This is a genomic window from Bradyrhizobium sp. WBAH42, assembly GCF_024585265.1.
In the GTDB taxonomy this organism is placed as follows: domain Bacteria; phylum Pseudomonadota; class Alphaproteobacteria; order Rhizobiales; family Xanthobacteraceae; genus Bradyrhizobium.
Genome location: NZ_CP036533.1, coordinates 8,133,776 through 8,157,096 on the forward strand (window position 1 = coordinate 8,133,776; position 23,321 = coordinate 8,157,096).

18 protein-coding genes and 1 pseudogene are annotated in these 23,321 nt (G+C 58.1%); 11 read left to right on the forward strand and 8 right to left on the reverse strand.

What is annotated here, in order from left to right; translation table 11 throughout:
- The first annotated feature begins 93 nt into the window (after nucleotides 1–93).
- The 4 genes from DCG74_RS38000 to DCG74_RS38015 all read left to right on the forward strand — a co-directional run bounded on the left by DCG74_RS38000 (nucleotide 94) and on the right by DCG74_RS38015 (nucleotide 2,778).
- Nucleotides 94–459, forward strand: coding sequence for a hypothetical protein (locus DCG74_RS38000; protein ID WP_172789580.1), 366 nt, complete (start codon nucleotides 94–96; stop codon nucleotides 457–459).
- 985 nt (nucleotides 460–1,444) lie between these two features.
- Nucleotides 1,445–1,762, forward strand: a complete 318-nt coding sequence (locus DCG74_RS38005; protein WP_246709114.1) for a tetratricopeptide repeat protein — start codon at nucleotides 1,445–1,447, stop codon at nucleotides 1,760–1,762.
- On the forward strand, nucleotides 1,693–2,202 hold the full coding sequence (locus tag DCG74_RS38010; protein ID WP_246709113.1) for a tetratricopeptide repeat protein: 510 nt from the start codon (nucleotides 1,693–1,695) through the stop codon (nucleotides 2,200–2,202). The genes DCG74_RS38005 and DCG74_RS38010 overlap by 70 nt, the downstream gene beginning before the upstream one ends.
- Nucleotides 2,203–2,247: 45 nt before the next feature.
- Nucleotides 2,248–2,778 (forward strand): tetratricopeptide repeat protein, encoded by a 531-nt coding sequence (locus DCG74_RS38015; RefSeq protein ID WP_246709112.1) that lies wholly within the window; start codon nucleotides 2,248–2,250, stop codon nucleotides 2,776–2,778.
- 261 nt (nucleotides 2,779–3,039) lie between these two features.
- Here DCG74_RS38015 and DCG74_RS38020 read toward each other — a convergent pair whose 3' ends face one another.
- Entirely contained in the window at nucleotides 3,040–3,264 is a 225-nt protein-coding gene (locus tag DCG74_RS38020; RefSeq protein ID WP_306558030.1) for a hypothetical protein, read from the reverse strand.
- 521 nt (nucleotides 3,265–3,785) lie between these two features.
- Between DCG74_RS38020 and DCG74_RS38025 the strand changes: the two genes are divergently transcribed.
- The 3 genes from DCG74_RS38025 to DCG74_RS38035 all read left to right on the forward strand — a co-directional run bounded on the left by DCG74_RS38025 (nucleotide 3,786) and on the right by DCG74_RS38035 (nucleotide 8,639).
- Entirely contained in the window at nucleotides 3,786–6,194 is a 2,409-nt protein-coding gene (locus DCG74_RS38025; protein WP_172789578.1) for a DUF3141 domain-containing protein, read from the forward strand.
- A 377-nt stretch (nucleotides 6,195–6,571) separates the two neighbouring features.
- Nucleotides 6,572–8,020 carry a hypothetical protein gene (locus DCG74_RS38030; protein WP_172789577.1) on the forward strand — a complete coding sequence of 483 codons (1,449 nt, stop codon included), beginning with the start codon at nucleotides 6,572–6,574 and terminating at the stop codon, nucleotides 8,018–8,020.
- Between the two features lie 466 nt (nucleotides 8,021–8,486).
- Complete coding sequence (locus DCG74_RS38035; RefSeq protein WP_172789576.1) at nucleotides 8,487–8,639, forward strand: hypothetical protein; 153 nt, start codon at nucleotides 8,487–8,489, stop codon at nucleotides 8,637–8,639.
- 88 nt (nucleotides 8,640–8,727) lie between these two features.
- Here the strand turns inward: DCG74_RS38035 and DCG74_RS38040 are convergent, their stop codons facing one another.
- Nucleotides 8,728–8,898 (reverse strand): hypothetical protein, encoded by a 171-nt coding sequence (locus tag DCG74_RS38040; protein WP_172789575.1) that lies wholly within the window; start codon nucleotides 8,896–8,898, stop codon nucleotides 8,728–8,730.
- On the opposite strand from DCG74_RS38040, the pseudogene DCG74_RS38045 reads away from it, so the two are divergent.
- Together DCG74_RS38045 and DCG74_RS38050 are read left to right on the forward strand one after the other, a co-directional pair.
- Nucleotides 8,878–9,211, forward strand: a pseudogene (locus DCG74_RS38045) (transposase); the annotation flags it as partial. The gene DCG74_RS38040 and the pseudogene DCG74_RS38045 overlap by 21 nt on opposite strands.
- A 577-nt stretch (nucleotides 9,212–9,788) precedes the next feature.
- On the forward strand, nucleotides 9,789–10,328 hold the full coding sequence (locus DCG74_RS38050) for a ribonucleotide reductase N-terminal alpha domain-containing protein (protein WP_257187521.1): 540 nt from the start codon (nucleotides 9,789–9,791) through the stop codon (nucleotides 10,326–10,328).
- A 620-nt stretch (nucleotides 10,329–10,948) separates the two neighbouring features.
- Here the strand turns inward: DCG74_RS38050 and DCG74_RS38055 are convergent.
- Complete coding sequence (locus tag DCG74_RS38055; RefSeq protein ID WP_172789595.1) at nucleotides 10,949–12,667, reverse strand: NEL-type E3 ubiquitin ligase domain-containing protein; 1,719 nt, start codon at nucleotides 12,665–12,667, stop codon at nucleotides 10,949–10,951.
- A 684-nt stretch (nucleotides 12,668–13,351) separates the two neighbouring features.
- Here DCG74_RS38055 and DCG74_RS38060 point away from each other — a divergent pair.
- The gene (locus DCG74_RS38060) at nucleotides 13,352–15,181 is read left to right on the forward strand and encodes an NEL-type E3 ubiquitin ligase domain-containing protein (protein WP_172789596.1); all 1,830 of its coding nucleotides are present in this window, start codon (nucleotides 13,352–13,354) and stop codon (nucleotides 15,179–15,181) included.
- A gap of 846 nt (nucleotides 15,182–16,027) precedes the next feature.
- Here DCG74_RS38060 and DCG74_RS38065 read toward each other — a convergent pair.
- From DCG74_RS38065 to DCG74_RS38080, 4 genes are all read right to left on the reverse strand, one after another.
- Nucleotides 16,028–16,984, reverse strand: a complete 957-nt coding sequence (locus DCG74_RS38065) for a pectinesterase family protein (protein ID WP_246709117.1) — start codon at nucleotides 16,982–16,984, stop codon at nucleotides 16,028–16,030.
- A 300-nt stretch (nucleotides 16,985–17,284) separates the two neighbouring features.
- A complete protein-coding gene (locus DCG74_RS38070; protein ID WP_172789598.1) occupies nucleotides 17,285–18,583 on the reverse strand; it encodes a glycoside hydrolase family 28 protein in 1,299 nt (432 codons plus the stop codon).
- A 54-nt stretch (nucleotides 18,584–18,637) separates the two neighbouring features.
- Nucleotides 18,638–18,790, reverse strand: a complete 153-nt coding sequence (locus DCG74_RS38075; RefSeq protein ID WP_172789599.1) for a hypothetical protein — start codon at nucleotides 18,788–18,790, stop codon at nucleotides 18,638–18,640.
- Nucleotides 18,791–19,830: 1,040 nt separating this feature from the next.
- Entirely contained in the window at nucleotides 19,831–20,073 is a 243-nt protein-coding gene (locus tag DCG74_RS38080) for a hypothetical protein (protein WP_246709118.1), read from the reverse strand.
- A 1,740-nt stretch (nucleotides 20,074–21,813) separates the two neighbouring features.
- Here DCG74_RS38080 and DCG74_RS38085 point away from each other — a divergent pair.
- Entirely contained in the window at nucleotides 21,814–22,113 is a 300-nt protein-coding gene (locus DCG74_RS38085) for a hypothetical protein (protein ID WP_172789600.1), read from the forward strand.
- 564 nt (nucleotides 22,114–22,677) lie between these two features.
- On the opposite strand, the gene DCG74_RS38090 is transcribed toward DCG74_RS38085, so the two are convergent.
- Nucleotides 22,678–22,884, reverse strand: coding sequence for a cold-shock protein (locus DCG74_RS38090; RefSeq protein ID WP_036030656.1), 207 nt, complete (start codon nucleotides 22,882–22,884; stop codon nucleotides 22,678–22,680).
- Between the last annotated feature and the right edge of the window lie 437 nt (nucleotides 22,885–23,321).

Here is a 23,321-nt window from a genome sequence, read left to right on the forward strand (position 1 = left end):
AGTGGAGGGGCGAAATCGTGCTCGTGGGTCACGAGCCCGACGTGACCTGGTAAGGCGTTAAAGCCTCTCTTTAAGTGCGCGCGGAGCGAGACAATGTGGCTCATGTCACCCGGAGTAACACGTTTCGCTAGCACCGATTACCGCAACGGCAATTGCCCTTTTGCGATCAAGGACGAAGACCGCTTCTCGCACCTTTACATCATTGGCAAGACTGTACCGGAGCGGCATGTCCGTGAAGATCGGATCGCGCTCGCTGCTTCTGGCTTCATCGAAGTATTCAAGAAAATGTGGCCGGATGCATGGGGCGTTCGCATGAGCACATTTTCGCAACGTTTTGATGCCGCTGCAGGAGCAACGGCACGCCACGATGCGCATCCTATCGGACCGGAAATTCCGCGCCGAGATTGCGCGACAATTGAAAAACGAGTCGGTTCGGACGTTCTTCATAAAAGAGTTTGAAGCGGTTCTCGTTTGGCTACCGTGCCGACGGCACGGCGCCGATCCAGAACAAAGTGGGCGCCTTCCTTTCAGATCCGATACTCAACAGACTTCTAACCGCTCCCCAGCAGGGTCTCCATGTGCGGCAAATCATGGATGAGGGCAAAGTACTACTGGTGAACCTGGCCAAAGGGCAAATCGGTGAGGACAGCTCGTACACCTGGGCGGATTGCTCGTCACTACGCTCGAGCTTGCTGCGTTTAGCCGCGCCGACCTACCCGAGTATGAACGGCGTCCGTTCTTTGTCTACGTCGACGAGTCTCAACACTTTACGACGCTCGCCATCGCGAATATGTTCTCAGAGCTTCGCAAGTATCGGGTCGGCTTTACAGTCGCCCACCAATACCTCCATCAGCTTGAACCAGAGGTGCGTCACGCCGTTCTCGGAAACGCCGGTACGATCATATTCTTTAGGGTTGATTCAGACGGTGCGACATACCTGGCGCGGAAAGTTCAAGGCCGATTTGATGAAGCCGATCTGTTTGCAGCTGTCCAACTATCGTCTACTTAAAGCTGATGATTGATGGTACTCTTCTGATTGATGGTACTCTTCGGATTGATGGTACTCCTTCACTTCCCTTCAGTGCGACCACGCTTGAGCCCTGTACTTTTCGCGTTAGTGAGAGAAGCTGTTATCCTTGGAAGCCATCGCGGAAACGTCAATTGCATCGCGCCGAGCCTATTCATCAAGGAGGGCCTTCCGGCTTCAATGCGGTCGGGCACTCCATCTCTCTACAGCGAAGGGCAGGGGTGCACGAAGGACTTCGCTGCTGCACTTCGTTGATATCACGCGGCGGCCGATCAGAAGTTTGCACCTGCCGAGTTCGCGCTCGGCGATGTCTATTATCAGGGACGCGGCGTACCCGTCGATTTCGCCCGGGCTGCGATCTGGTATGGCAAGGCCGCCGCGCAGGATCACGTGAGGGCGCAGATTGGGCTCGCATTCATGACGCTGAAGGGTGGGGGCTTGCCCGAGAGCCCGACTGAGGCTGCTCGCCTATTCCAGAGTGCCGCCACGCATGATGATCCGACCGCACTCTACAACATCGGCCTGTTACGGCTCAGCGGCAAGGGCGTCGCCAAAGACCTCGATCGCGCCGAGACCGCGCTGCGCAAGGCGGTGCGGAAGGATTATCTTCCGGTAATTCAGGCACTCGCGATTTCTATTCGAGCGGAGCCGATGCCGAGCTCGATTTGCGGGAGGCGGCGATTTGGTATGAGAAGGCGGCCGAGCGGGGCGATGTGCAGGCGCAATTCTTCGTAGGGCGGTTCTATGCGACTGGTGTCGGTGCATCGCCCAACATTCGTCATGCCGCGAAGTGGTTCGAGCGCGCGGCCGAAAATGGCCATGCCACTGCGGCGTTCAATGGTGCAATCTTCTATCTAAACGGCTCCGGCGTTCAGCGCAACTTGGAGGCCGCGATAAAATGGTTTCGAACGTGCCTCCGATGGCGGCGTCAGCGCCGCACAGGTGCAACTCGGAAAGCCCTATTCGACCGGTGCTGGCGTTCCCAAAGATCAGGAAATGCGTCGGAATGGTTGAGCAGGCCGCCAGTAGCGGAGATCCTGACGCCAAGACCGCCTATGCGGTCTTCCTGGTTCATCAGGATGCGTCTGCTGATAACGTTGCACACGCGCACTCTTTGTTGGGAGAGGCCGCGGAGGCTGGTCATCCTCCGGCGACGTTTCAACTGGGCGCGCTGAAGATGGGTAAGTTCGGAGGGGCCGCCGATATATTAGGCGCAATCTATGGCTCACACGGGCGGGGAAGCCGGTTATGTCCAGGCGCAGTACATGCTTGGACTTCTCCATCTGGACCAGAAGAGCGGCGTGGGGAATGCTCAGGCAGCATCATCGTGGATGACCAAGGCCGCGCGCGCGGGGCATGCAGCCGCACAGTTCCAGCTCGCCGTTATGTACTGCACGGGGTATGGAGTGCGCCTGGATCTTGCAGAGGGTGTGAACTGGTATGAGGCCGCTGCAGAGCAGGGGCATACTGTTGCGCAGTACAACCTCGCCGTCATGCTCGGGAGGGGACAGGGGCGCGAGGCTGACGTGACGAAGGCGACGGAATGGTTTCAGAGAGCCGCCGAGCGAGGCGTGGCGGAAGCGCAGGTTGCTCTGGGCGACGCGTTGATGTCAGGCCGAGGCACCGCACGAGATCGGGACGCAGCGATCAATTCGTATCAATACGCGGCGCGGCAACGCAATGAAGGCGCCGTGCGGCGCCTCCAGTCGATCGGCGCGACGCGCGAGGAGACTTTCACACTGGAAACATAGGCTTTACGCTAGCCTCAGGCGAGGCACAGCGCCGCTGCCAGCCTGCAATCCAGGTCAGCACTGGGCGCCACAAAACTAAACAGTCGGCCGTGAAGAACCGCCCAACCCATTGAGCGGGAGTCAATTTTGGAGCGGAGCAAGGTTTGATTGCTAGCTTTTGGGGTCTGAAGGCCGGGAAGCTTGCAATTTCATTTTCAAGATTGAAGGAGGCCGCTGGCGCGCATTGAATTTCGCCTCCTGTTCTCAATTGGGGTCGATGTATTAGTTGGCGGAGCTCGTGCCGACGATCTGCAAATGAGCGGGAACATCGAATTCCATCTCGCGCGACACCTCGACGATGGTTTCTGGATGATGTCCATTCTTGGACAACGCGTACTTAAACGCTCGGGTGCGGTTCAGGAAGAGACCGCGAAAAACAGCCGTTCTGTTCGCGCGCAACCCAAATCCCACGGCGATTCCTGCGACTGCCCAGGCGAGGCGCAGCACCGCCAGTGCTGAAAACCGTAGGCGACCGCATCCGCGACGCTTCCAAATTGATGGTTGGCAGCTTAAGGTCTCTGACGTTTGTTCCCAATCACAACGCCGAGCAATTGCATTCTCGCTTGGGTGTCAGCTACACGGGCTCGCGACGCTCGTGTAAACGCCAGCAAGGAATGTACAGACGTCCGCTATCTAACAAAGGTGATCTGCAGTGTCTGATTTCTGCCAGTGTTGGTTTTCGATCAGACAAAACCTGTGCAGCAGAACAGGAAGACGGAAGTTGCTTGGCCATACTTCGTCTCGGCAGCAACAAGATGCCTGGCATCGACTTTGCATAGAGCGATTCGGGAACGTCGTGGAAAGTCACCCCTGCTCGCCGTCCTCTTGAGGTTACGCTTTCTTGGTCACACTGACCTCGCTTGCGAGCAGTTTGCCGGATGAAAGACGCCGTAGACAGGCAATCCGGCACCACAGCGTGAATCAGCACTACGGGGCGGCATCGACTCTAGAACAGAGGAGGTCAGGCCATGTCTGACTCGTTCCAGCGCTCCAACTTGGCCCAGTCAATGGAAGCGCAACATGCAGAACTCGAGCACGCGCTCACCCGCAGCCCATTCAGACTCCACGCTGATCGCATGGTCCAACAGGGCGCGAAGACCATCAACATTCTACAAGTTGCCTGGATACTGCGGGTCAAGCGCGGCTGCGAAATGGTCTTTATGCGCCTGCCCGAGCTCTTGGCAAGCGGCGAACGTCTGGCCAAAGATCTGCGGAACCTGCGTGACGATGGACAGCTTGGCATTTCCTGGCGTGAATACACCCGCGACGCGGGCGAGCGCGCTATATTGCTAATCGATCTTCTCCGGGAGAGCGGCGACCTCTTCCTTGAACATGAGGCGGCAGGCTGTCAGCCGGTTCTTTTCTACGAGTACGATAAGATCATGGACGGAAGGGATCTTCCCGTAAAGTCCAACTTCGTATTGCTGCGCATCATCCCGTCGCAAGATGTTACGGTCGATTACTCCCGTCGTCGGCCCTTTGTTATCATCCCTCCACGTGCGGGACACGCTGCGGGTGTGGGAGCCCACGAGCACGATAGTCAGCTCGGCGTTGCCTTGCGCGAAGGTCACCCAGTTTATCTGGTGAGCTTCCGTCGCCAGCCGGAGCAGGATCAGCAACTCTCTGATGTGGCCTATGCGGAAGCGGCGTTTGTTCGAGAAGTGATCCGCCGGCATCCGCGCGCGCCTCTGCCGGCCATTATCGGCAACTGCCAAGCAGGCTGGGCGACCCTCGTTATGGCCGCAACAAACCCTGACTTGACAGGACCCGTCGTCATCAATGGATCACCGGTGACGGCTGTGTCGGGAAACATCGGCGACAACACTCTCCGCTACATTGCCGGCATATTCGGCGGAGTCTGGATCCCGATGTTTCTGTGCGACCTTGGCCAGGGCATGTTTGATGGAGCCAATCTCATACATAATTTCGAGATGCTCAATCCCGAGCGCCGGCTGTTCCTCAAGTACGCCGAGCTTTTCCGCGACGTGGATACGACGCGCGAAAGCTTTCTTGCCACCGAGAAGTGGTGGAGCAGCTTCTGCTTGCTGCACGAAAACGAGATCTGCTGGATTCTCGAAAACTTGTTCATCGGCAACCGGCTCGGCAAAAACATGGCCTACCTGGGATCGGAGCGTCAGCACGTGGATCTCAAGCAGATCCGGGCGCCGATCATCGTGTTTGCCAGCCATGGCGACAAAGTGACGCCGCCCCAGCAGGCTCTGAATTGGATCACAGATGTTTACGAGGACGAGGAGGAGATCCGCGTTCGCGGCCAACACATTATCTATATGGTGCATGACGACATCGGGCACCTCGGCATCTTCGTCTCTTCAAACGTTGTCAATAGGGAGTTCCGGCAAGTTGCAACCACGCTTGAGGCAATCGAAGCGTTGATGCCCGGCCTCTACGAAATGTGCGTCAAAGATGTTCAGGAACATGATGGACGAAAAAGCTTCAGTGTTGAACTAGTCGAACGCACCTTCAAGGACATCCGGGCATTGAATGACAACTATCGCGATGAATTCCCTTTCCGTGCGGTTGACCGGGCGTCTGAACTTCAGGCACAGATCTATCACACAATCGCCCGCCCCTTCGTCAGAGCTGCAGTCACAACCTTCACGGCCCAAGCTTGCCGTAGTGTTCACCCGGAGCGCCTGTCGCGAGCGCTAATTTCTTCGCGAAATCTGATGCTGGCTGGCTTCAAGTCCATAAGCGAGCAGGTTCGCCAGTCTCGAGCCAAGGCCAGAGTAGATAATCCATTCCTGCTGGCGGAAGCCTTGTATGTGCAGCATATCGCACAGGCGATGATCTACTGGCGCGACCTGCGCGACATGATGTATGAGCTGACGTTCCACAGCATGTGGAACACTCCTTTGCAGCACTATTTTGGTGATCGCTACGAAGTGCAGGCGAGGCAAATGACGCCAGAAGAATTGAGGTCGCGCCCGGACGTTCAGTGTGCGCTTAAGATGATCGCGACCGGCGGCTTTATCGAGGCCGTCATCCGCATGATGGCGCTGCTTGTGAGCGATCGCGGCGGTATCCGCCGCGACCGTCTCGATCGCTGGTCACGCGTCCTGACGCAGAACGAGCCGTTCCGCTCGGTCGCTTCTGACCGTCTGACTACAATCACTCGCCAACAGACCATCATCGTCACTTTGGAACGGGAGCAAGCAATCGAGACCCTGCCATTGCTGCTGGATGACTCTGAGGAGCGCCGCCGCGCCTACCTGGTCGCACGCTATGTACCCGGCCCCATCGCGGAAATGTCGCCGAAGACGATCGACCTCCTAGGGCGGTTTGCTCAGGTGCTTGAGCAGCCGCCAATCACCGGCGATGTTACCGAAAATCCGTTGGCGCAAATGAAGGCTGAGTAAAGCATCGATGCTTGGCTTAAAGGATGATGACCATCGGCTTGAGCGTCAGGCGTGGCAACTGAGGGCAATGCCGATGCGCCTCGTAGTTGGCACAGGATGAAGCCAGTTCGTCCTGCACGTTGTACTCTGACGCTTGCGGCTGGAGCGGCCAAACATGTTCGACGCGCGCCTATTGTGTGTTCCGGATCCTGAGCGCTGATGGTAACGGAGGGCTCGAAATTCAAGAATTGGCTTGACGAAAGAAGCGAGCAGATGCCGATGCGTTCCCTTTGCAGATAAGAACCGGCCGCGCTGAAGTCGTCGAATCTGGCGACTTCCTCCGGACCGAGCAGAGATATTAGTTGTTGGGGCACTTTCTCCCTGCCGAAATCCGCGGAATGGAGTTCTTCGCCGTGGACCACGATACCATCCGCGCCGAGCTGATGTACTTGGAGTCCCTTGGCTCCCGAATCTCGGGCTCAAAGAGCCACGATCAACTTGTAGAGCATGTTAAACAGCAGTGGGCCGACTTCGGTATGCGAGTTCACGAGGACGTCTTGCATTTCGATCGCTGGAGCATGGCTGCAGAAAATCCCGACGGTCTGCGTCTTAAGATCGACCGGCGCGACATAGCGATCTCTTCGGTCTTTCCCTACTCCGGGACCACCGGCCCCCTAGGGACCGAGAAGCAGTTGTACAGATTGCGCGGTCCAATACCGCGATGGATCAAAGCGCGCCGAGGAATTGCGGTCGTCGAGGTCCGAAATCGAGAGTTCCCGTTTGATGCGGCGGTCAAGACTTGGGATCGGGCGCGTGCATGGGGCAAGACCACTATGCCGCTGCTTCCTGCCACGTTCGCCGGCCTCGGTCTGGCGCGTGCTCGACGAGCTGGCGTTGAGGCGGTGATCTTCGCCTGGCGTGGCATAAGCATTTTCAACGCCAAAGGACAGTACTTACCGTTCACGTTGCCCTACCAGAACATTCCAGCGGTCTTCGTGGCCGGAGACGACGCCGACTTTGTGTTGGACGCCGCCTCACGGGCCAGGCGGGCGACGCTCGTCGTCGACGCCGTGATCGAGCGAGACAGCACTATGCGAACAATATGGGGGGCCGTGGAAGGTAACAGCGCAGCCCACGAGACTGTCCTCGTGGTAAGCCACAGCGACGGTACAAACATTGTCGAGGAGAACGGTCACATCGGTTTGGTCGAACTCGCGCGCCAGACTGCCGCTCGACCGTTGGCACGCACAGCAATCTTCGTGTTAACAGCTGGACACCTTCGAATCCCGGCGGTCACTGACGATGGCCAAGCCACTTCGCGCTGGTTGCGGGATCACCCACAATGGTGGGTTGGTGGCCCGGGAAATCGCCACGCAGTGGCGGGCCTGGTGATCGAGCACCTCGGCGCTCGGGAATACCGGGACGATCCCCTCAAAAACACCTACGGCCCGACAGGCAACCCCGAACCCGAACTGCTCTACGCCTCCACCCCGCAGCTGACGGCGCTCATCGAATCAGAGTGGCGAACAACCGGGCACCCGCCGAGAGTGTCGGCCCCAAACGCGCTCATTCAGTTGGGCGAAGGCCAGCCGCTCTACCTAAAAGGCATCCCAAACATCGCGCTCGTCACCGTGCCGCAGTACCTACTAAGTATTGAACCGGGCGACTACGTCGACGTCGCTCTTCTGGACAGACAAGTCAGCAGCTTCGCGCGACTGCTGCGACGAATCGACACCATGCCCAGCAACGAAATCGGAACCGTCGAGACGATTACTCCACTCGCGAAGGCGGCTGCCGCGCTGCGCGCGATTGGCATTCTCGCTTGCAGCTCATCGGACTGGCGGTAATCCGGTTGCACCAACCTCCAAAAACGTACGGAGACAGTAGTCAGCTCGAGGGTCCAGGTCAAAGCGAACCGGCAAGAGCGCCTTTTCGCGTCAGCTTCTGGCTCGAATCTGAAGACCACTTTCCACCCTTTAAGACTTTGCGTCGATGCGGTGCGGTCCGCCGGACGTCATTCAGATAGCAGAACGTGGCCTCGCCGCCAGCGCTCGCGGTAAGCCCGCCGGCCATGCCCGTCCCGCGCGGCGGGAGCCGGGCATCACCCAGGTGATGGCCATGCTCCAAAAGATCGGCACCGAGCAGCAGCGGCGGAGCCCACGGGGTCCTAACTCAGAGCGGAGTATCGAGCACACTTTTATGAGGTTTATGAGGTAGCCTGCGGGAAGTTCTGCAGAAGCTGAGCGGCTGAAGCGGTCATGGCAAGTCCGGTGGTTGCGAAGATCACCGCTCGTAGAGGAGCTTGGACCCGCCTTGACCGTGACGACGATTAAGACGGATGTCTCTGCAGTCAAAGAGTTGTTGAGGTCGGACAAGGAGTTCCTGAAGCCGCTGATCGGCAGGAAGATACTCGAAGCCGAGATGACGGAGACGCTGGGTGCGGAGAACGGAGATAACCTGACATGACCGCGTTCGGTTGAGGACGGCTTATGTTCGAGGCCAGACAACTGAGCACGTGGGGCGGCTCGCCCGGCCTGCGAAGGCGTCAAATCCACTAAGCGTGGGACATTGCCACGGGCGGCTGCATCGATTGCTGGTCGCGCTCCAGACAATTTGGCCACAGAAAGCGATGAATGGCGAGACGCGTGTGGCAACCGAAACCCGATCCGGCCCAACTCAATTCACGGACCGCGAACCGATCGATGCCAACATTCAGGATGTCCATGGTGCTGCTCCCCTGTTGCAGAATTTGCGAGGCCGCGGCTTGAGCACATCTTTGCCGATCGGATCTATCGCGGCAAACAGCTCGTCAAGCACTCTCCCACTGCGGGCCGTGGACGATCGAGATCGTCGAGCGACCGCCCCGCGTCCAAGGCTTCCACTCCTGCCCAGGCGCAGGGCGGTCGAGCGCACCTTTGCACGGCTCGGCAGATGTCCGCGCCTCTGCAAAGACTTCGAAGGTTCCGCCCCCGCCGAGCTCGCTTGGCTGCTCGTCCCCCATTCTGAGGCTCCTAACTCGCCGATTGGCCATTCCATGAGACGCTATGCTTTTTGAGTGAGGCCCTTCAGGACAGGCGCTCGGCGAATTTCGAACCTCGACACCAACTCGTTAACTTGATGGTGCCGCCTTGACGACTCCCGTAGCTGCGCATATATGTGGTGCCGTAACGGTATTTTATTCCCATATATGGTAGAATGGAGGCTAGAAGGGAACCCAATGCGTCGGCAGCGGCCATTGCGATAGCGCCGGGAAGGCCGACAGCCGCAGCGACCCGCTAGCCAGGAGATCGCCGCGACAGAACACATGTCCTCGGGCCGGGTGCCCCGGTGGATCGCTTGCTGCAGGGGACATTTGCCCAGTCTCCTCGCAAATCGTCCGCACGGTCCAGGCCCCAAAATATCGCGGGGGTGCCGGTGTCGCCGTCTTACAACTTCGATCAGTATGGTCATCTCATTGAGCTGCCGAGTGTGCGGCAACCCCGTTCGCAGGCAAAGCCTACCAAGCCTGAGCCGTGTCTTGTGCGGCCCCCAGCATCGCCGGCTCCCCTGCCGAAGCCCCTGGCGCCATCGCCCACGCCGTCTGACATCACCCTCGATTGGTCGCGGGACGACCTGGTGACGTCGTTCGGTAAGTTGACGCTGACCGACCGTTATCTGCTTCCCGGCGAAGGCATCCAGGACATGTTCGCCCGAGTGTCTTGCGCCTTCGCGGACGATGTTGCGCATGCTCAACGTCTATATGATGCGATGTCTCGGCTGTGGTTCATGCCGGCCACACCGGTGCTCTCCAATGGCGGCACCACGCGCGGCCTTCCGATCTCGTGCTTCCTTAACTCAGTGCCGGACTCGCTCGAAGGCATCGTCGGCACCTGGAACGAGAACGTCTGGCTTGCTTCCAACGGCGGCGGCATCGGCACCTACTGGGGCAATGTTCGCTCGATCGGCGAGGAGGCGAGGGGCGGCGTCACCTCGGGCATCATCCCGTTCATCCACGTCATGGACGGCCTCACCCTGGCGATCAGCCAGGGCTCGTTGCGGCGCGGCTCGGCGGCGGTCTATCTTGATATCCACCATCCCGAGATCGAGGAGTTCCTCGAGATCCGCAAGGCGTCTGGCGACTTCACGACACCACCTCGCGCCGCGCGCCCATACTGATCTTTCCCGCCATAGACGCCACCGAACCAATTCGATGGCACCGACCCAATCATCGGCGAGAAGTTGTCCAGTAACATTCTGGGTGAGGCAATGCGGGGTCAAATTTGCAAGCCGATTGACAGAGCTTGGCAAGCGAGCTCGGCAAATGAAGATCCGGCAGACTTCATTCGTTCGCTTCAGTCTGCCTCAGCCCTTGACTGCGGAACCGCAAGGCTTGTCGTGCAGCCTCGAACGCCTCGATCAAGTGCGTGCACGACTCCCGCATGCCGGATTGGCCATCGCTACGGTACTCCAACACTTGCTTGCCGAGATGATCTCGCTGGAAGGACTCGAACTCAACTAGATCTGACGAACAGCTAACTCAAAGTCAAACCAGCTGGTTAGCCGCGGCAGCGCCCTGTCTGGTCTGCTCAACAACTTTCGACCAGTGGAGCTCTGATCCCGAGGAGCTGTTGAGCTGACGAAGATATGCCTCGCCTTGCGCGCCTTCATCGATCGGAAGAAGGCCCCCATTTTCCCGAAGTGCAAAAGCACCTTCGCGGCAATTGGCGAGGCTTTGACGATCGATTTTTGGCCCCGCTATAGAGCATTGATAGATATATCTCCGGCGTGATGAAACCTCAGAGTTCGAGGCCGCCACGCTCGGCCAGCACACGGTGCATGACTTCGCGTTTGATCTCACCGGCGAGCTCGTTTCGGACTTGGGCTCCGAGCACCCGCTCGGCATCCGGATCGCCTAGAAGACCGTGCTCGGCCAGTCGCTGATCCAAGCGGGTTTGAAACTCCTCGCCCATGGCTTCGACGAGCCGGTCTTGCATCGCTTCATATTCATCAGGAGCGATTCGCCTCAGCACCGTCTCCCACGGTTGCCAGCGGGTTGCCATGTAGTCAGTAAACTGGTTCGCTTCTTGCTCGCGAACCGACTGCAGCGCGCGCGCCGCATCATCGGATGTCACGTGAGAAACCGTCAGAAAGCGCATGTCAGGGGCGACGTGAATCAGCTCCAGCGGCTCGCGAAGAAGATTTTGATAGGCCAAGTAGACTTCGACATCGTCTGAGTTCGGGTGGAGAGTGAGGAGCGAGTTGACCCTGTCGCGCGCAATCCCTTCCAGCGCGTCCAGGCGGAACGCAACGCGGCCGCGCTGGATCAGTTGGCCGAGCCTATTATCATACACCCCCTCCTCGACGTCAGAATTAAGGCGCGCGGTCCGCATACCGTTCCAGTGCAGAGTGACACGATCCTCGCAACTCGCGTTGGCTTCAGAAGCCTGTGTGAAAAACTGTTCGCGCAATCTCGGATTGGTCGCCGCCTGCCGCAGATCATCCGCCATGGCCTGCCGAAACTCGTGATTGCCATAATTGACGGTCCCACGTAGCCTTTCTAGGAACCGGGCGTAGTCTTGGGCGCCAGGCTCATCCGCAAAGTGCTGCCACTCGGCTAGCGCCGTCGGATCGTCCCCGAGCCAGTGCGCGGCAGCCTCGTCCAGAGGCAGCTGCTCAAGATGGGGTGCCGCGAGGTGAGCGCGGACTTCGTCCGGGAATGGGTTATCACCGAACTCGACGTTCTGCAGCGGACGGCCCAAACTCCCCGGTAGCAGATCCTCAGGCAGGCTGGTCAGCCGGTTACCGCTGACATCGATCGATTCAAGCCAGCTCGGAAGGGTTTCGGGGAGATTGGCCAATTGATTGCTGCTGACATCGAGTTCAACGAGACCCCATGGGAGGGACTCGGGGAGTTCGGTCAGCTGATTGCCACTGACCGCGAGCGAGGTGAGGCTGCTCGGAAGAGCGTCGGGCAACCTGCTCAGTCGATTGTTGTTTGCGTTCAGGATCCCCAGCTCCGCCGGAAGGCTATCTGGGAGACTCGTCAACCTGTTATCGCTGACCTCTAAGCGATAGAGGCTCGCCGGAAGAGCGTCCGGCAAACTGGTCAACCGGTTGTCGCTAATAAAAAGTTCGTGGAGACCAGGTGGGAGGCTAGCGGGCAGGCTGCCTAGCTCGTTGTGCATGGCGCGGAGGTTCAGCAGTCTCGGCGGCAGGGCGTCGGGCAAAGCGGTTAAGGACAGGGATGACAAATCGACCAAGTGCGAGCGCATGTTGTCCGCAGCCCTGATTCGCGAGCGCCCCTGTCCGCGGTTTTCCGCTGAGCCCTGCCCCTCTTCGCCAACCCACTCGTCCAGGATCCGCGCGCGCGCGGAGCTGGGGGTCCGATACCCTGTCAAGCTTTCGACCAAATTGGCCAAGGCACGGTTGAAGCCGCCGAGGTAGCTTTCCCGCTCCCCTTCTTCAAAAGTATCCGGGGCAGAACCTGCGCTCCGCTCTGCCTGTCCTGTGTCCATTATCTTATCTCCCCCGTCATAAACTAAGAAATCCGCGTGCCGCTGCGCAAAGCCGCGGAGCAGGAGTTTGCGCGCTGGCGCAATAATCATTCGAGCGAGCGCACGTGCGCCCGCGCGGCCCGCCCTGGTCGAAGGCGGTTCAGCTTCACACGATTTGGAGGCGGCGAATGGATCGCTGCTGCTGCAACGTTTGCTGCCATTCCGTTGGCCGACAGACCCGGAGGACGCTAACGTGAAAGCGTTCTGCCGCTAGCACGGCCACCTGTCGATCAGCTGACGAGTCTCGCTGCAAAACCCCCAATCACTCGCAAAGACCAGCGTTGCACCGATTGCCTTGGCAAGTGAAAGGACGGCCGCGGAGGTGAGCGTTCGAGCGCCTGCCGCTCTTCGTTTTTCACGGACTCGGCCGAAAAGGAATCCCTGCCTGCCATTGAGGTAACGCACCGTGCCGCGCCCCGGGCTCGATGTTTAAGCCGCTGCCGCGTCGGTGCGGAAACGTGTAGGCGGAGATAACGGGCGGCCAGGGATTCACAGTTCCAAATCGTTGCACCGAAATTATGCCTGCTTCGATGCCATCGCTGCGGTAACTGCGATAAGGCCGTCAGCTTGCCGAAAGCGAAGTGTCCTAGGTCCTAGATGGCGCCGTCACGGGCTGAGTTGGCCCGGTTTGGTAAGGGAGTTGAAATGGATCCTTTTGAGACAGGACAGATTCCGCCCGGCGGAGGCATTCCTTCTGCATCTTCCCAACAAGAGGGGGCGGAAGACGGGCGGGGGGCGGCACAATGGGATGCATTCGTGACGGGTTTCGCAGCAAACTCCGGGCATTCAACCCATACGGCGACCGAAGCAGACGAGACGCTTGAGAATTGGGCTTCTGAACAGCACGTGGGTCCCCTCGAGGACCGGGACGAAGCGGCAAGGCGGGTCAATGCTCTCGGTGAAGACGCCATGCTGGATCTCCAGTCGCTGTCCCTTACCAGTCTGCCCAGACTTCCAAGCGAAATCGTCGTGCTCGATGTGCCCTTCAACCGGCTTACCAATCTGCCTGACGAACTTCCGGCTTCGCTCCAGCGTCTTGATGTTAGTGGCAATCAGCTGAGCAGCCTGCCTCCGCTCCCAGCCGGGCTGAGAGGCCTCGACGTGAACTCGAACCGGCTGGAGAGCCTACCTGCCGTCCTACCTGCCGGACTCCAATTTCTTTCCGCCAACTACAATCGGCTGCTGAACCTACCCGACGCCTTCCCTGCTTCGCTCCAATTTCTCCACATCAGCCACAATCAGCTGACGAGTCTACCGGTGGAGCTTCCTGCTATGCTCGAGTTTCTCGACGTAAGCCAAAATCAACTGACGGATCTGCCGCCGGCTCTTCCAGCTTCGCTCCGGTTTCTCGACGTAAGCCAAAACCATTTGACCAGTCTGCCAGAGGACCTGCTGACGGCCTTGGGCGACGATGGCACCCTAGTTCTCACTGAAAATCCACTATCTGAGCAGGTGCTGGCGAACCTGAGTACAATCCTCGGCGCGGAGGGTTATGTCGGCCCGACTGTCCACCTTTCGCACGACGACGAAAGTGAATCGTCCGGGACAGACGATGAGCAGGCGGACGCTCTCGCTGAAACAGTTGCAGAATGGCTGAAGGGCAATCCACAGGAGGGCGATCGGGAGGTGCTTGCCGCTTGGCAGAATTTTGCAGAAGAGCCGGGCGCTCGAGAATACGGACTTTTCCTCGGAAAGCTGTTCGAGTCCGTCAACTCCGGCAATGAAGGGTTTCGGCAATCGGTGGCCAATGATCTGCGTCAGGCGGCAAAAAACCCCCAATTGCGTGCCCAGTACTTTCAATTGGCATGGGACGCCAACCAGAGCTGCGAGGATCGCAGAACATTAACCTGGAACGGCATGCAGACCGCGCGCCTCATCGCGGAAGTCGAGAACGGCCTCTATGACAACAAGGAACGGCTTGCCAAGCTCGTCGAATTGGGGCGCGTCATGTTCCGCATGGACGCACTCGAGGCGATCGCGCGCGACAAGGCTCACTCGCTCGCCTCGATTGACAACGTAGAAGACATCGACGCCGTTGAAGTCTTTCTTGCCTACCAGAACAAGCTGCGCGAGCGGCTGGAACTACAACACGTCGCGCCGAACATGCGCTTCTTTGAGGTCGCCGGCGTTAACAACTCCGACGTTGACAGGGCAGAGACATCCGTTCGGGAGAGGGAGGCGGCCGAATTTTCCGACTATTTGGCAATGGATTGGCAGCCGTGGGACGATGTGATTCGCCGCATCGCACCTGAAGAGCATGCCAAGACGCAGGACCAGCTCATTGGTGCAATGGGAAAGGAGTTCGACAGCCGAATGGAGCAACAGCTCGCCGATCAAGGGCTGACCGGAGCTGAAGCTGGCCTCGTCGAAGATGCCAAGCGAGTGTTGGGTCCCGCAGTTCGCAAAGAGATCGCCCGTGAGATCAAGGGCGCTCTAAGAGATAAGGTGCTCAATGAGCACGGCCTCGCGCTCTGAAGCCGCGTTTGCCGTAGGATGCTGCTAATTTTGCTGCCGTTCCTCTGGTGCGCCGGTTGGTGGCCCAGAGGCGCGTAATGCACAGCGAGTGCAGCGGAGTGGCGATCGAGAAACCGGCGTTGCTGCTGTCTATCATGCTGCCGCTTGATGTAGGTCAGGTCGATGCTTGGAGTAGACTGGCTGCTAGCTCTCTACTGAGACCAGACGCATAGAAGCGCATGTCGTCGATCAATGTTCGGAGCTGTCGCGCACTTTTGCGTTCTCCCATTTTGTTTTGACTTCGGGAACGATGAAAAACGACCATCATCCCGATCCAAGTGCTGTCTTTCCTCGCAAGTGGCGCTTTGGACGCCATGGAGTACCTGTTGTCGGCAGCCGTTACCCGCGGCTCGCCCCGGCGGCGCCATGCAGGTCTGCTACCCTAACGCATGCTCTTGCATCAGGGCTCTCCTTGATCGGCACACTTGGAAATGTTGCGCGGCACTTGACATGAGAAGGAGTCCGTTGACGGTAGTATCTTGAATGCCGACCGCCGGCGCCTGACAGGTAATTTAAGCCGACTTTGCCTGCATCTGAGCCTGAAGAATGACCTTCTGCGCTCGCTTGTGCATTCGATTTCGCCAATCTTCGACGGGTAGTTGGACAGGCTGCCAATAAGCGTGGGATAAGCGGATGATCGCATCCCGCCGCGAGCGATGGAGCGTCTTAACGAGCTCCTCTAACCGTGGAGTGACAGCCGAAGCGCTGCCCCTCTCACGCCCCCGGCAGTTTGGTTGCTGGACACCACTCTCCATCATGTCCGCTCTCTCCGTCATTCATCCGAGGATCGCCGTTGTTCCCTCACCGTCAGCGTTGTTTTGTCTTCCATCGATATGGTTCCGCAGGCAGCCAATCTGTGGCACCCGCGAAGAACGCGGTCAGCGACCATTTCGCGGATTCCCCATCTGTCAGTTGATGGGAGTAAGATTCGCGGCCTAAGGGGTTAGCCCCGACCCCGAAGGATCTATATTCGGCATAATAGCTCGTGCTCAAGTTGTTGGTCTTGCCCCTATCCCATTCGCGCCAGCCCTCCGGAATGACCTGTGCATCTATCTTTGTCGACAGAAAGACCACTGTGGCATACGGCCGCCAGGGGCGGCCAAGCGCGATATCGCGCGCGGCAGGGTCGGCGCTTAGAGTGCAATGATCAAAAACATAGCCGCTGTCCTCGTCCGGTGCTGCCTTGCTCTGAGCGGTAAAGACGACCGCTTGATTGGCGATGCCGTGCAACTCACATTTCCGGAACCAGGCCTTGGCGTTGCCAAATACGAAATCGACATGCCCTTCGATGTAGCAGTTCGAGAAGTATTGACGTGACATTCTGCCGTTTGGACCCTTGCCGGCAAGCAGCGTGTCCTGGGCGCCGAGCAGGCGGACGCGCGTAACGACGTCCCTGTCTCCGGTAAGGGATAGTGCAACCGCCTGGGAGGGTGGATTGGCCGGGTTGAGGGCGTAGTCGTTCTGGATGGTCAAATTCTCGAGCCGGAAGTCATCGCCATTGGCATCCAGCGTCGCCGACCGGGCGGTTCCTCCTACATTGATCGCGCCATCGCCATACACAATGACGGTATTTTCCGGCTTGCTACCAGTGCCTGAGAGATGAACACCGGATTTGGAGATTTTGACCTTCTCACGATAGATACCGGGCGCGATCCGAACATCTCCGCCTTCCGCCGGCAATGCGTCGATAGCTTGCTGCACGGAGTGATAGGCTGCATTCTCGGCATGCGACACCAACAGTGGCTGAGCGTATGCTGACGACATGCAGAAACATCCCGTCAGAAGTGCAGCAGGGTGAACGAAAATACGCATGATCCTACACTTCGTTGAGTCAGCGGCACCTCGACGCAGTCGACAGAGCCTATCTCTGCGGGATAGCCGCAGCGCATGGGCAACACATTTTTCGCGCCAAATCAGAACCTCCACGTCACCTTCGCATTCCCGGCCCTGCAAACCGTCAGACAATTGCAAACAAGTCCGGACATGAGGCCGACCTTCGTCAGCACCAGTAATCTTGGCCCAGATGCTGAACTCACCACCCGAGTTCGGCGCCGGATGTAGTGCTTACCGATTGCTGTTGCGGAACGCCCTGGAACATACCTCCGAGCCGCGCAGCAGCGGTTTTGCAGCTTGTCCGGGCAGCGGCGGTGATACGTCAGAGTGTTTTGCGGTGACGTTCGCATGTTCAACTTGCCAAATGGCGGAGTCGGCAAATCGGACATCTTCGAGTGTCACGTCAAGTGCATGCTCCTCGTCTACGCCGCGGATCAGCAACACACCGGTGTCGCCATGCACATGACGGAGAACGATTCGCCGATAGACCGGAATTCTCGTGCCTTGTGCGCGCGGATCATATTTTGCATCGAAAGCTAGCGGCCACCGGTTGCCCCTCAGGCACACGTACTCATAAGTCACGCTCTCGACCAGACCGCCTCGGCTAACATCGCTCTTGATGCGCAGGCCGGACGTCGTACCATCCAGCGTCAGATTATGCACCAATATGTCTCTGGCCCCGGAATTCACCTCACTGCCGATCGACATGCCATGCCCCCAGCCGAAATAGTTATCAATGATCGAGATATGGCTGCTTGAGCCATTGTCGCCGGCCTTGATTGCGACGTTGTCGTCACCCGTACGGATCAAGCTGCGGGTAATGGTCACATCCTGACTCGCGGCAACATCGATGCCATCGGTGTTGCGCGCATCCGCCGGTGAATCGATTATGAGGCCCCAAAACGTGGCACCTTGGACCCGGTTCATCGCGACATGAAAGTTGGGAGCGTTGCGCAAGGTGACACCAGAGAAAGTGATGTCCTGCGCATGATCGATCTGGATCAAGCGCGGGGCGTTCTGGTTGCCGCCCTGGGCTTGAGCGCGGCGCGCTAGCTGCCACCAGGTTTCCGCGCCGCCGCCAATTATTGCGCCCCCCTGACCATCGATGATGCCTTCTCCGTAGATGCCACCGCCGCTCGTTTTGGAAAAGCTGATGAATGGCCGGCATCCGCCGCCCTTTTCCGCAATACGACCACATTGTCCGAGGCCCTTGTCGTAAGCAGCAGGGTCGGGGATGGCGATCAGCGTCGCCCCGCGTCCGACCCATAACGTCACACCCGATTTCATCTCGAGTGGGCCCGACCGGAACTCGCCACGCCCTAAATACACGGCGGCCCCGGAAGGACATTGGTCGATGGCATTTTGCAACGTGGTCGTATCTTGCTTGCCAGACGGCACGAGGCGTTCGCACACCGTATGAGGTGCAACAGGCTCGGTGATAGTCCGGCGGTCTTGCGCTTTCGCGCCGGGGAAGACAACGATGGAGGTCAGTATGAACAATAGGGCCAAGTTGCGAAAGAGCTTTGTCATCGACCTCCTCGTGCTTTGTCGGGCATCCACGCCCCATCGGTATGGAGCCGCTGGCTAGATCTTGCCGCCGCGCGCGTCGCTGGCGCGCGCAAGATGATATTTATAAGACGCAGCAGCCCGGACCGTGTACCTGCGCAGCAGCACTTTGCAGATGCGCAAAAAACACGAAGCGTCATGCGATGGTTCAAAATCCGACAGCTTCGTCAATGGTCGGCCTTCTCGCGCCAATCAAGCGGGTCGCCGGATTCGGCTTTTTTGCATCTACAAAGTCGTCGGTGCCCAGTGCTTGCTCTTGATAACGATTTCGATAAGCGGCGCATCAGCCTCACTGGGAGCAATTGGTGTACGCCCAGTACCCGCCGAAGCCGCGGCACTCACCCGCGCCTGACCTCGACTGCTGCTGCTGAAGCTCCGCGCTGTTCTTGAAGCGTTTGGGAAGCCACACCTGCGTGCTTGTTCTCCTTGAACACCGTGTTGACGAGCTGGTTTAGTGTACTGTCATCACTGGCCTGGAGCGACTGGCTGCCCTCACCGGGGAAATCCGCCCCTTTAAAGCATCTGAAGATACTTCTCAGCCGTAGATGTTGAGAGTTTCCGACGAGTACTTGGACCGCTCACCATCTCGTGAATGTAATCATGATCCGCGCGCGAGACATTCGACGGCGGATTGCGACCGCGGCATCGAGTCAAGGCCTGCCACGGGCGCTGTATTCAGTTGCGGCTCAAAGGCATCTTCTTTCGCCAGTCTCGGCTGCTGATCGTTTAGTCAGGCGTGCTGTACCGATGGTGGAGGGGCAGCACTAGATAGGTCGAAATTGTGCGAGTGCACGCCCGCCTCCCGTCCAGGATCGATGGGTTTATCCGTATTCGGAGAAGCTTTCGAAAAGCTGACGAGGTTACGGCCGGGAAGACGGATAAAACGACCGAACTGGCCCTGAGTAAGGGGGACAGCTCTTGACGTTCAATCCTGACATGTGCGTGAGCAGCCCTCCAGACAGGAGGCTTTAGTCAACACCGCGGGGAGACGTCCCGCATGTGGTGTTACTCCGCGCCCCATCCGCCGGCCCAACGCACCGCGACCACCAAACCGCTCGGCATAACGGCAGGCCTCCAGTTCGCCCGCCCGGTCCGTAAAAATGACGCCTCGCAAGCCGGTCGGTACTCTCGCCGTTAACTTGGGTTACGGCAGCTTTCAATGGTCTCATGATCGCCTGGAAAACGCCACGGCAGCTTCCTGGTGAGCAGGATCATCGATGCTTCGCGGTTCGCGCGGTAGCGTCACGTATTGAATTGTTTGGCGCAGAATTGCGGTGGCGTTCATCGATCGGCAATGAGATTGCTCGACGCTCAAGCCTCAGCTCCAAATCCGCCAATCCTGCCTTACATTCGGCGACGACCGATTGGGCCCGAAGCAGCTTGACCTTGAGCTCGTCCATCTGCCTGACTATTTTCTCAGGATCCCAATCGTCCTGCAACAGCTCATTGACCATGTGTGGCCACCGATGCAAGGCCGGCGCTTAGCTCCAAGAACCCAGGCTTGGCATCTCGCCGATACGGGCGCTTGAGCCACGGGTTAAAGGTGGCACAAACGATCGTCCAGAAGCGTAACGTCTTAACCCCGGTGTGCACCATCTTGTTGAGGACCGCCATTGGTCGCGAGCCCGTTGTAGGACCGTCGGATTCTGGCTGGCAAAGCAAACGGCAATCCGAAGGTAGCAGAGTTCGCGATGCTGGCACGCGTTTTGAAAAGTGCATCAAGAGACCTCAGCCATTGATGAAGTGGGCACGTTTCATTTGAATACCTGGATCGGGTGCTGAAGGAATATCATGACCAAATTGGTGCCGTCACACATTCAAGCAACCGACATGCCAATGCCCTCGAGCATTTTCATAGACAGAATCCTGTAGTTTTTCTCGCGCCATCTGGCTGCCGGCAGCTCTATTTGTCGCGACTGAAACAACCGATGTGTTGAGCAAGACAGCGAAAGCCGAAACCACGAGTCTGTAGCAGCGCTCGCTACGGCAACCGTCGGCCAGAGTGCTCCCACCATTTTTGCGAGGACGTTGTGGCGTGAGCCGCAGTGGCGGGCGTTAACGCCAGACTGACGGTGCTGTGCGAGATCGGCAGTCGATCCGCAATGCAGAAGAGCGTTGGAGGCTCCTCGCAATCTGATGCCACGGCTGTTCACGATACTGATCTCACGCTTAAATTCCGAAACCGCGTTTGGCCCAGCCTGGTCGAAGATCAGTTCGTGGCCCGCTTGCACCCTACGTCGCGATGCTACGCACCTGCGCCGCTCGGAACGAACTGTCTCACCTTCAATCGGGCCAATCCGGATGGCACAGAAAATCAACGAGAAGGAGCGGCATGGTAACAACGCTTTCTCCATCGGCTCATTCACCAAGATACTCAGCCACGCCAGGCTCCAAGCGCCCACAGGCAAGCGACCGTGATTGCGGTGAAAACGAGTACAGCGCCAATTGCTAGCACAATTTCCATCGTCGGCTTCCTATTGCGCGGACCACCCGACCAGACGTTGTATGTGAAGGAATTCCTCCGCCAATCGACTATCTGGACACCATTGTCCGTCACTCTCACGGAGAAGGAGGTTGAGGTGCAATAATCAAGACCGCTATAGACTCCTGGGCACTTGGGCCTCAGTAGCCAATGCGACTCCGCTCCGAAGTGATATATACTCGGTAGCGACCTGCGATGTGGCATTCACTTTCGAAGTCGTAACCGTTTGTTATGCTCCCGGTTACGCGGACTGTGATTCTGTTGTACCTGCGGCCTCCTTGTTCGTATACGCCGGGGACTTCGCGACCGAGCGCATAAGCGAATGCGTTAGCCGCTGAAGCCGCTCGAATACGTTGCTTCATGTTGCCTCGCGATCAGTAACGGGACGGACCCGAAATGGTCTTGAACATGTCAGGCCCGCCCCAGCATCACAGCCCCTGCAAGACCGGTGACGCTCACTGCACCCAAGCAAGCACCGTGCCTTTCTTCCAAAAGGCTGCTGTACCTTGCTTGGGCTGTGTATACTTGTGAAGTGTATCCTATTTTGTTCTGTCTCCATGTCCATCAGGACGCAAAATGTTTGCAACCCGACATTCGCGTATCAGCGTTGAACTCAAGTGCAGGTAAGCTCGCAATCGCACAGGAAGGCGATCGCATCGCTGGAAGTAGCGCTGACGCTCGCAGTCTACAACCCTGCCGATCCCAAGCAGCGATGGGAATTGCTATTCTGAGTGTCGCCGACGCTAAGCTGTGCATCGACAACAAAAGCCGCGTCACGAAAGATGGCAATCCTACTTGGCTCTACCAGTTCAAAGGGTCAGTTGCTCAGCAGTGGAATTTTGTACCCCGAATGGACGGGTTGCAGAGTGACTGCCTCAAGAGGGGCGACGATGCGGCGCGCATAAACCGGATTCCGCTGATTACCCGCAAGGTAGCGTATGGTACGATCATGCTGCAGGCGCAAATCCGTGTCGTAACGCAAAGCACCAGAATGAGTTCATGGGCGCCTTAGCCCCATCATTCTCGATGTCTCTCCGCCCTCCTTGGCGCTTGCGTTATCGATTGGCTTCTTTAAATCAAGCCGCATGTTCTTGACCCAAGTCATTGACTTTCATTTTCGGGACAATCCTCCGCGTCGAGCCCGACGGCTTTGATGGAGGTCCAAGACGAGTTCGTGCCTCAGGCGGCGCATGCCAGGCAATAAATTCCGGACCATCTTCAGCAGGCAGTTCAGGCAGAGCAGACACGCCAAACTCCGCGCCAGAGCACGGTGCGGCGCCATGCTAACGCGCTCTTCTAGCTCGGCTCTCGTAGTGAAACAATCACCGCACTCGAACCACAATTACTACCAGCCCGCACCGAGAACTTTTTGTCACGGGACTGACGGCTCTGCGCCAACAGCGCTTCACCGGTGTCGCAATCTCAAATGCCGGGACGGCGCACGCCTCGGCTATGTTGCTTCAGCTGAGAAGGGGAGCTGGTCACGTCAACAAGACCTCACCATTACCTGACAACTATCCTCATCAACCCGAGACAGAGACCCCGCTCTCGTCCAAGACGTCATCCGGCGCTCGGATCAGCCAACCCGAAGATCTTCAGCTGAGATCTTGCCCGTACGCCCAGCCTTGGGCTGATAACTTACGCGGGCCCCCTCTTCGAGAGTGGTGTAACCGGCCTTTTCCACGGCACTGACGTGCACGAAGACATCGGGGCCTCCATCCTCGGGCCTAATGAATCCATAACCCTTGGTTGGATTGAACCACTTCACAATACCCATTGCCACGTCGGCACCTCCTTAGTGAACCTTTGTGATCTAGCGAAGAGTCTTCCGGCCATCAAGAGCAGCGGCAAAAAACATCACGGCATAGATGCGAAGGTCTCGTCTCATTTTTCTGTCGGATCGCCTAGCTGTCGCCTAATATGCAAACGATAGAAAGCCCCTGACGCGACCGCACTTCGCTTCCATTCCTGTGCATCCGGATGACGATTTGACCTTCGCTTCAGTTGCTGCGGCGAACGGTTCACAAGAGAGTTGCACGCATCGAACACGCCCCAATAATCCAAAAGCACGACGTCTGCATTGATGGTCCGCGAAGTGTCGGTTACTAAGCCAGCAACGTTTCGCGAGAAACACCCGAACTTGGTTAACCTAGTTCGTGCGTGTACCAGCAGCGTGTTTTGGAAATGCGTCTGCCGACCATCATTGCGGACTTAAGGTCC

What these genes read in the sequence shown, in the direction of transcription:
- DCG74_RS38025 (WP_172789578.1), top strand. Translation starts at nt 3,786, where the DNA reads ATGTCTGACTCGTTCCAGCGCTCCAACTTGGCCCAGTCAATGGAAGCG.
- DCG74_RS38070 (WP_172789598.1), bottom strand. Translation starts at nt 18,583, where the DNA reads ATGACAAAGCTCTTTCGCAACTTGGCCCTATTGTTCATACTGACCTCC.
- DCG74_RS38015 (WP_246709112.1), top strand. Translation starts at nt 2,248, where the DNA reads ATGGCTCACACGGGCGGGGAAGCCGGTTATGTCCAGGCGCAGTACATG.
- DCG74_RS38060 (WP_172789596.1), top strand. Translation starts at nt 13,352, where the DNA reads ATGGATCCTTTTGAGACAGGACAGATTCCGCCCGGCGGAGGCATTCCT.
- DCG74_RS38055 (WP_172789595.1), bottom strand. Translation starts at nt 12,667, where the DNA reads ATGGACACAGGACAGGCAGAGCGGAGCGCAGGTTCTGCCCCGGATACT.
- DCG74_RS38065 (WP_246709117.1), bottom strand. Translation starts at nt 16,984, where the DNA reads ATGTCGTCAGCATACGCTCAGCCACTGTTGGTGTCGCATGCCGAGAAT.
- DCG74_RS38000 (WP_172789580.1), top strand. Translation starts at nt 94, where the DNA reads ATGTGGCTCATGTCACCCGGAGTAACACGTTTCGCTAGCACCGATTAC.
- DCG74_RS38040 (WP_172789575.1), bottom strand. Translation starts at nt 8,898, where the DNA reads ATGGACATCCTGAATGTTGGCATCGATCGGTTCGCGGTCCGTGAATTG.
- DCG74_RS38030 (WP_172789577.1), top strand. Translation starts at nt 6,572, where the DNA reads ATGGAGTTCTTCGCCGTGGACCACGATACCATCCGCGCCGAGCTGATG.
- DCG74_RS38080 (WP_246709118.1), bottom strand. Translation starts at nt 20,073, where the DNA reads ATGGTCAATGAGCTGTTGCAGGACGATTGGGATCCTGAGAAAATAGTC.
- DCG74_RS38005 (WP_246709114.1), top strand. Translation starts at nt 1,445, where the DNA reads ATGACGCTGAAGGGTGGGGGCTTGCCCGAGAGCCCGACTGAGGCTGCT.
- DCG74_RS38085 (WP_172789600.1), top strand. Translation starts at nt 21,814, where the DNA reads ATGGGAATTGCTATTCTGAGTGTCGCCGACGCTAAGCTGTGCATCGAC.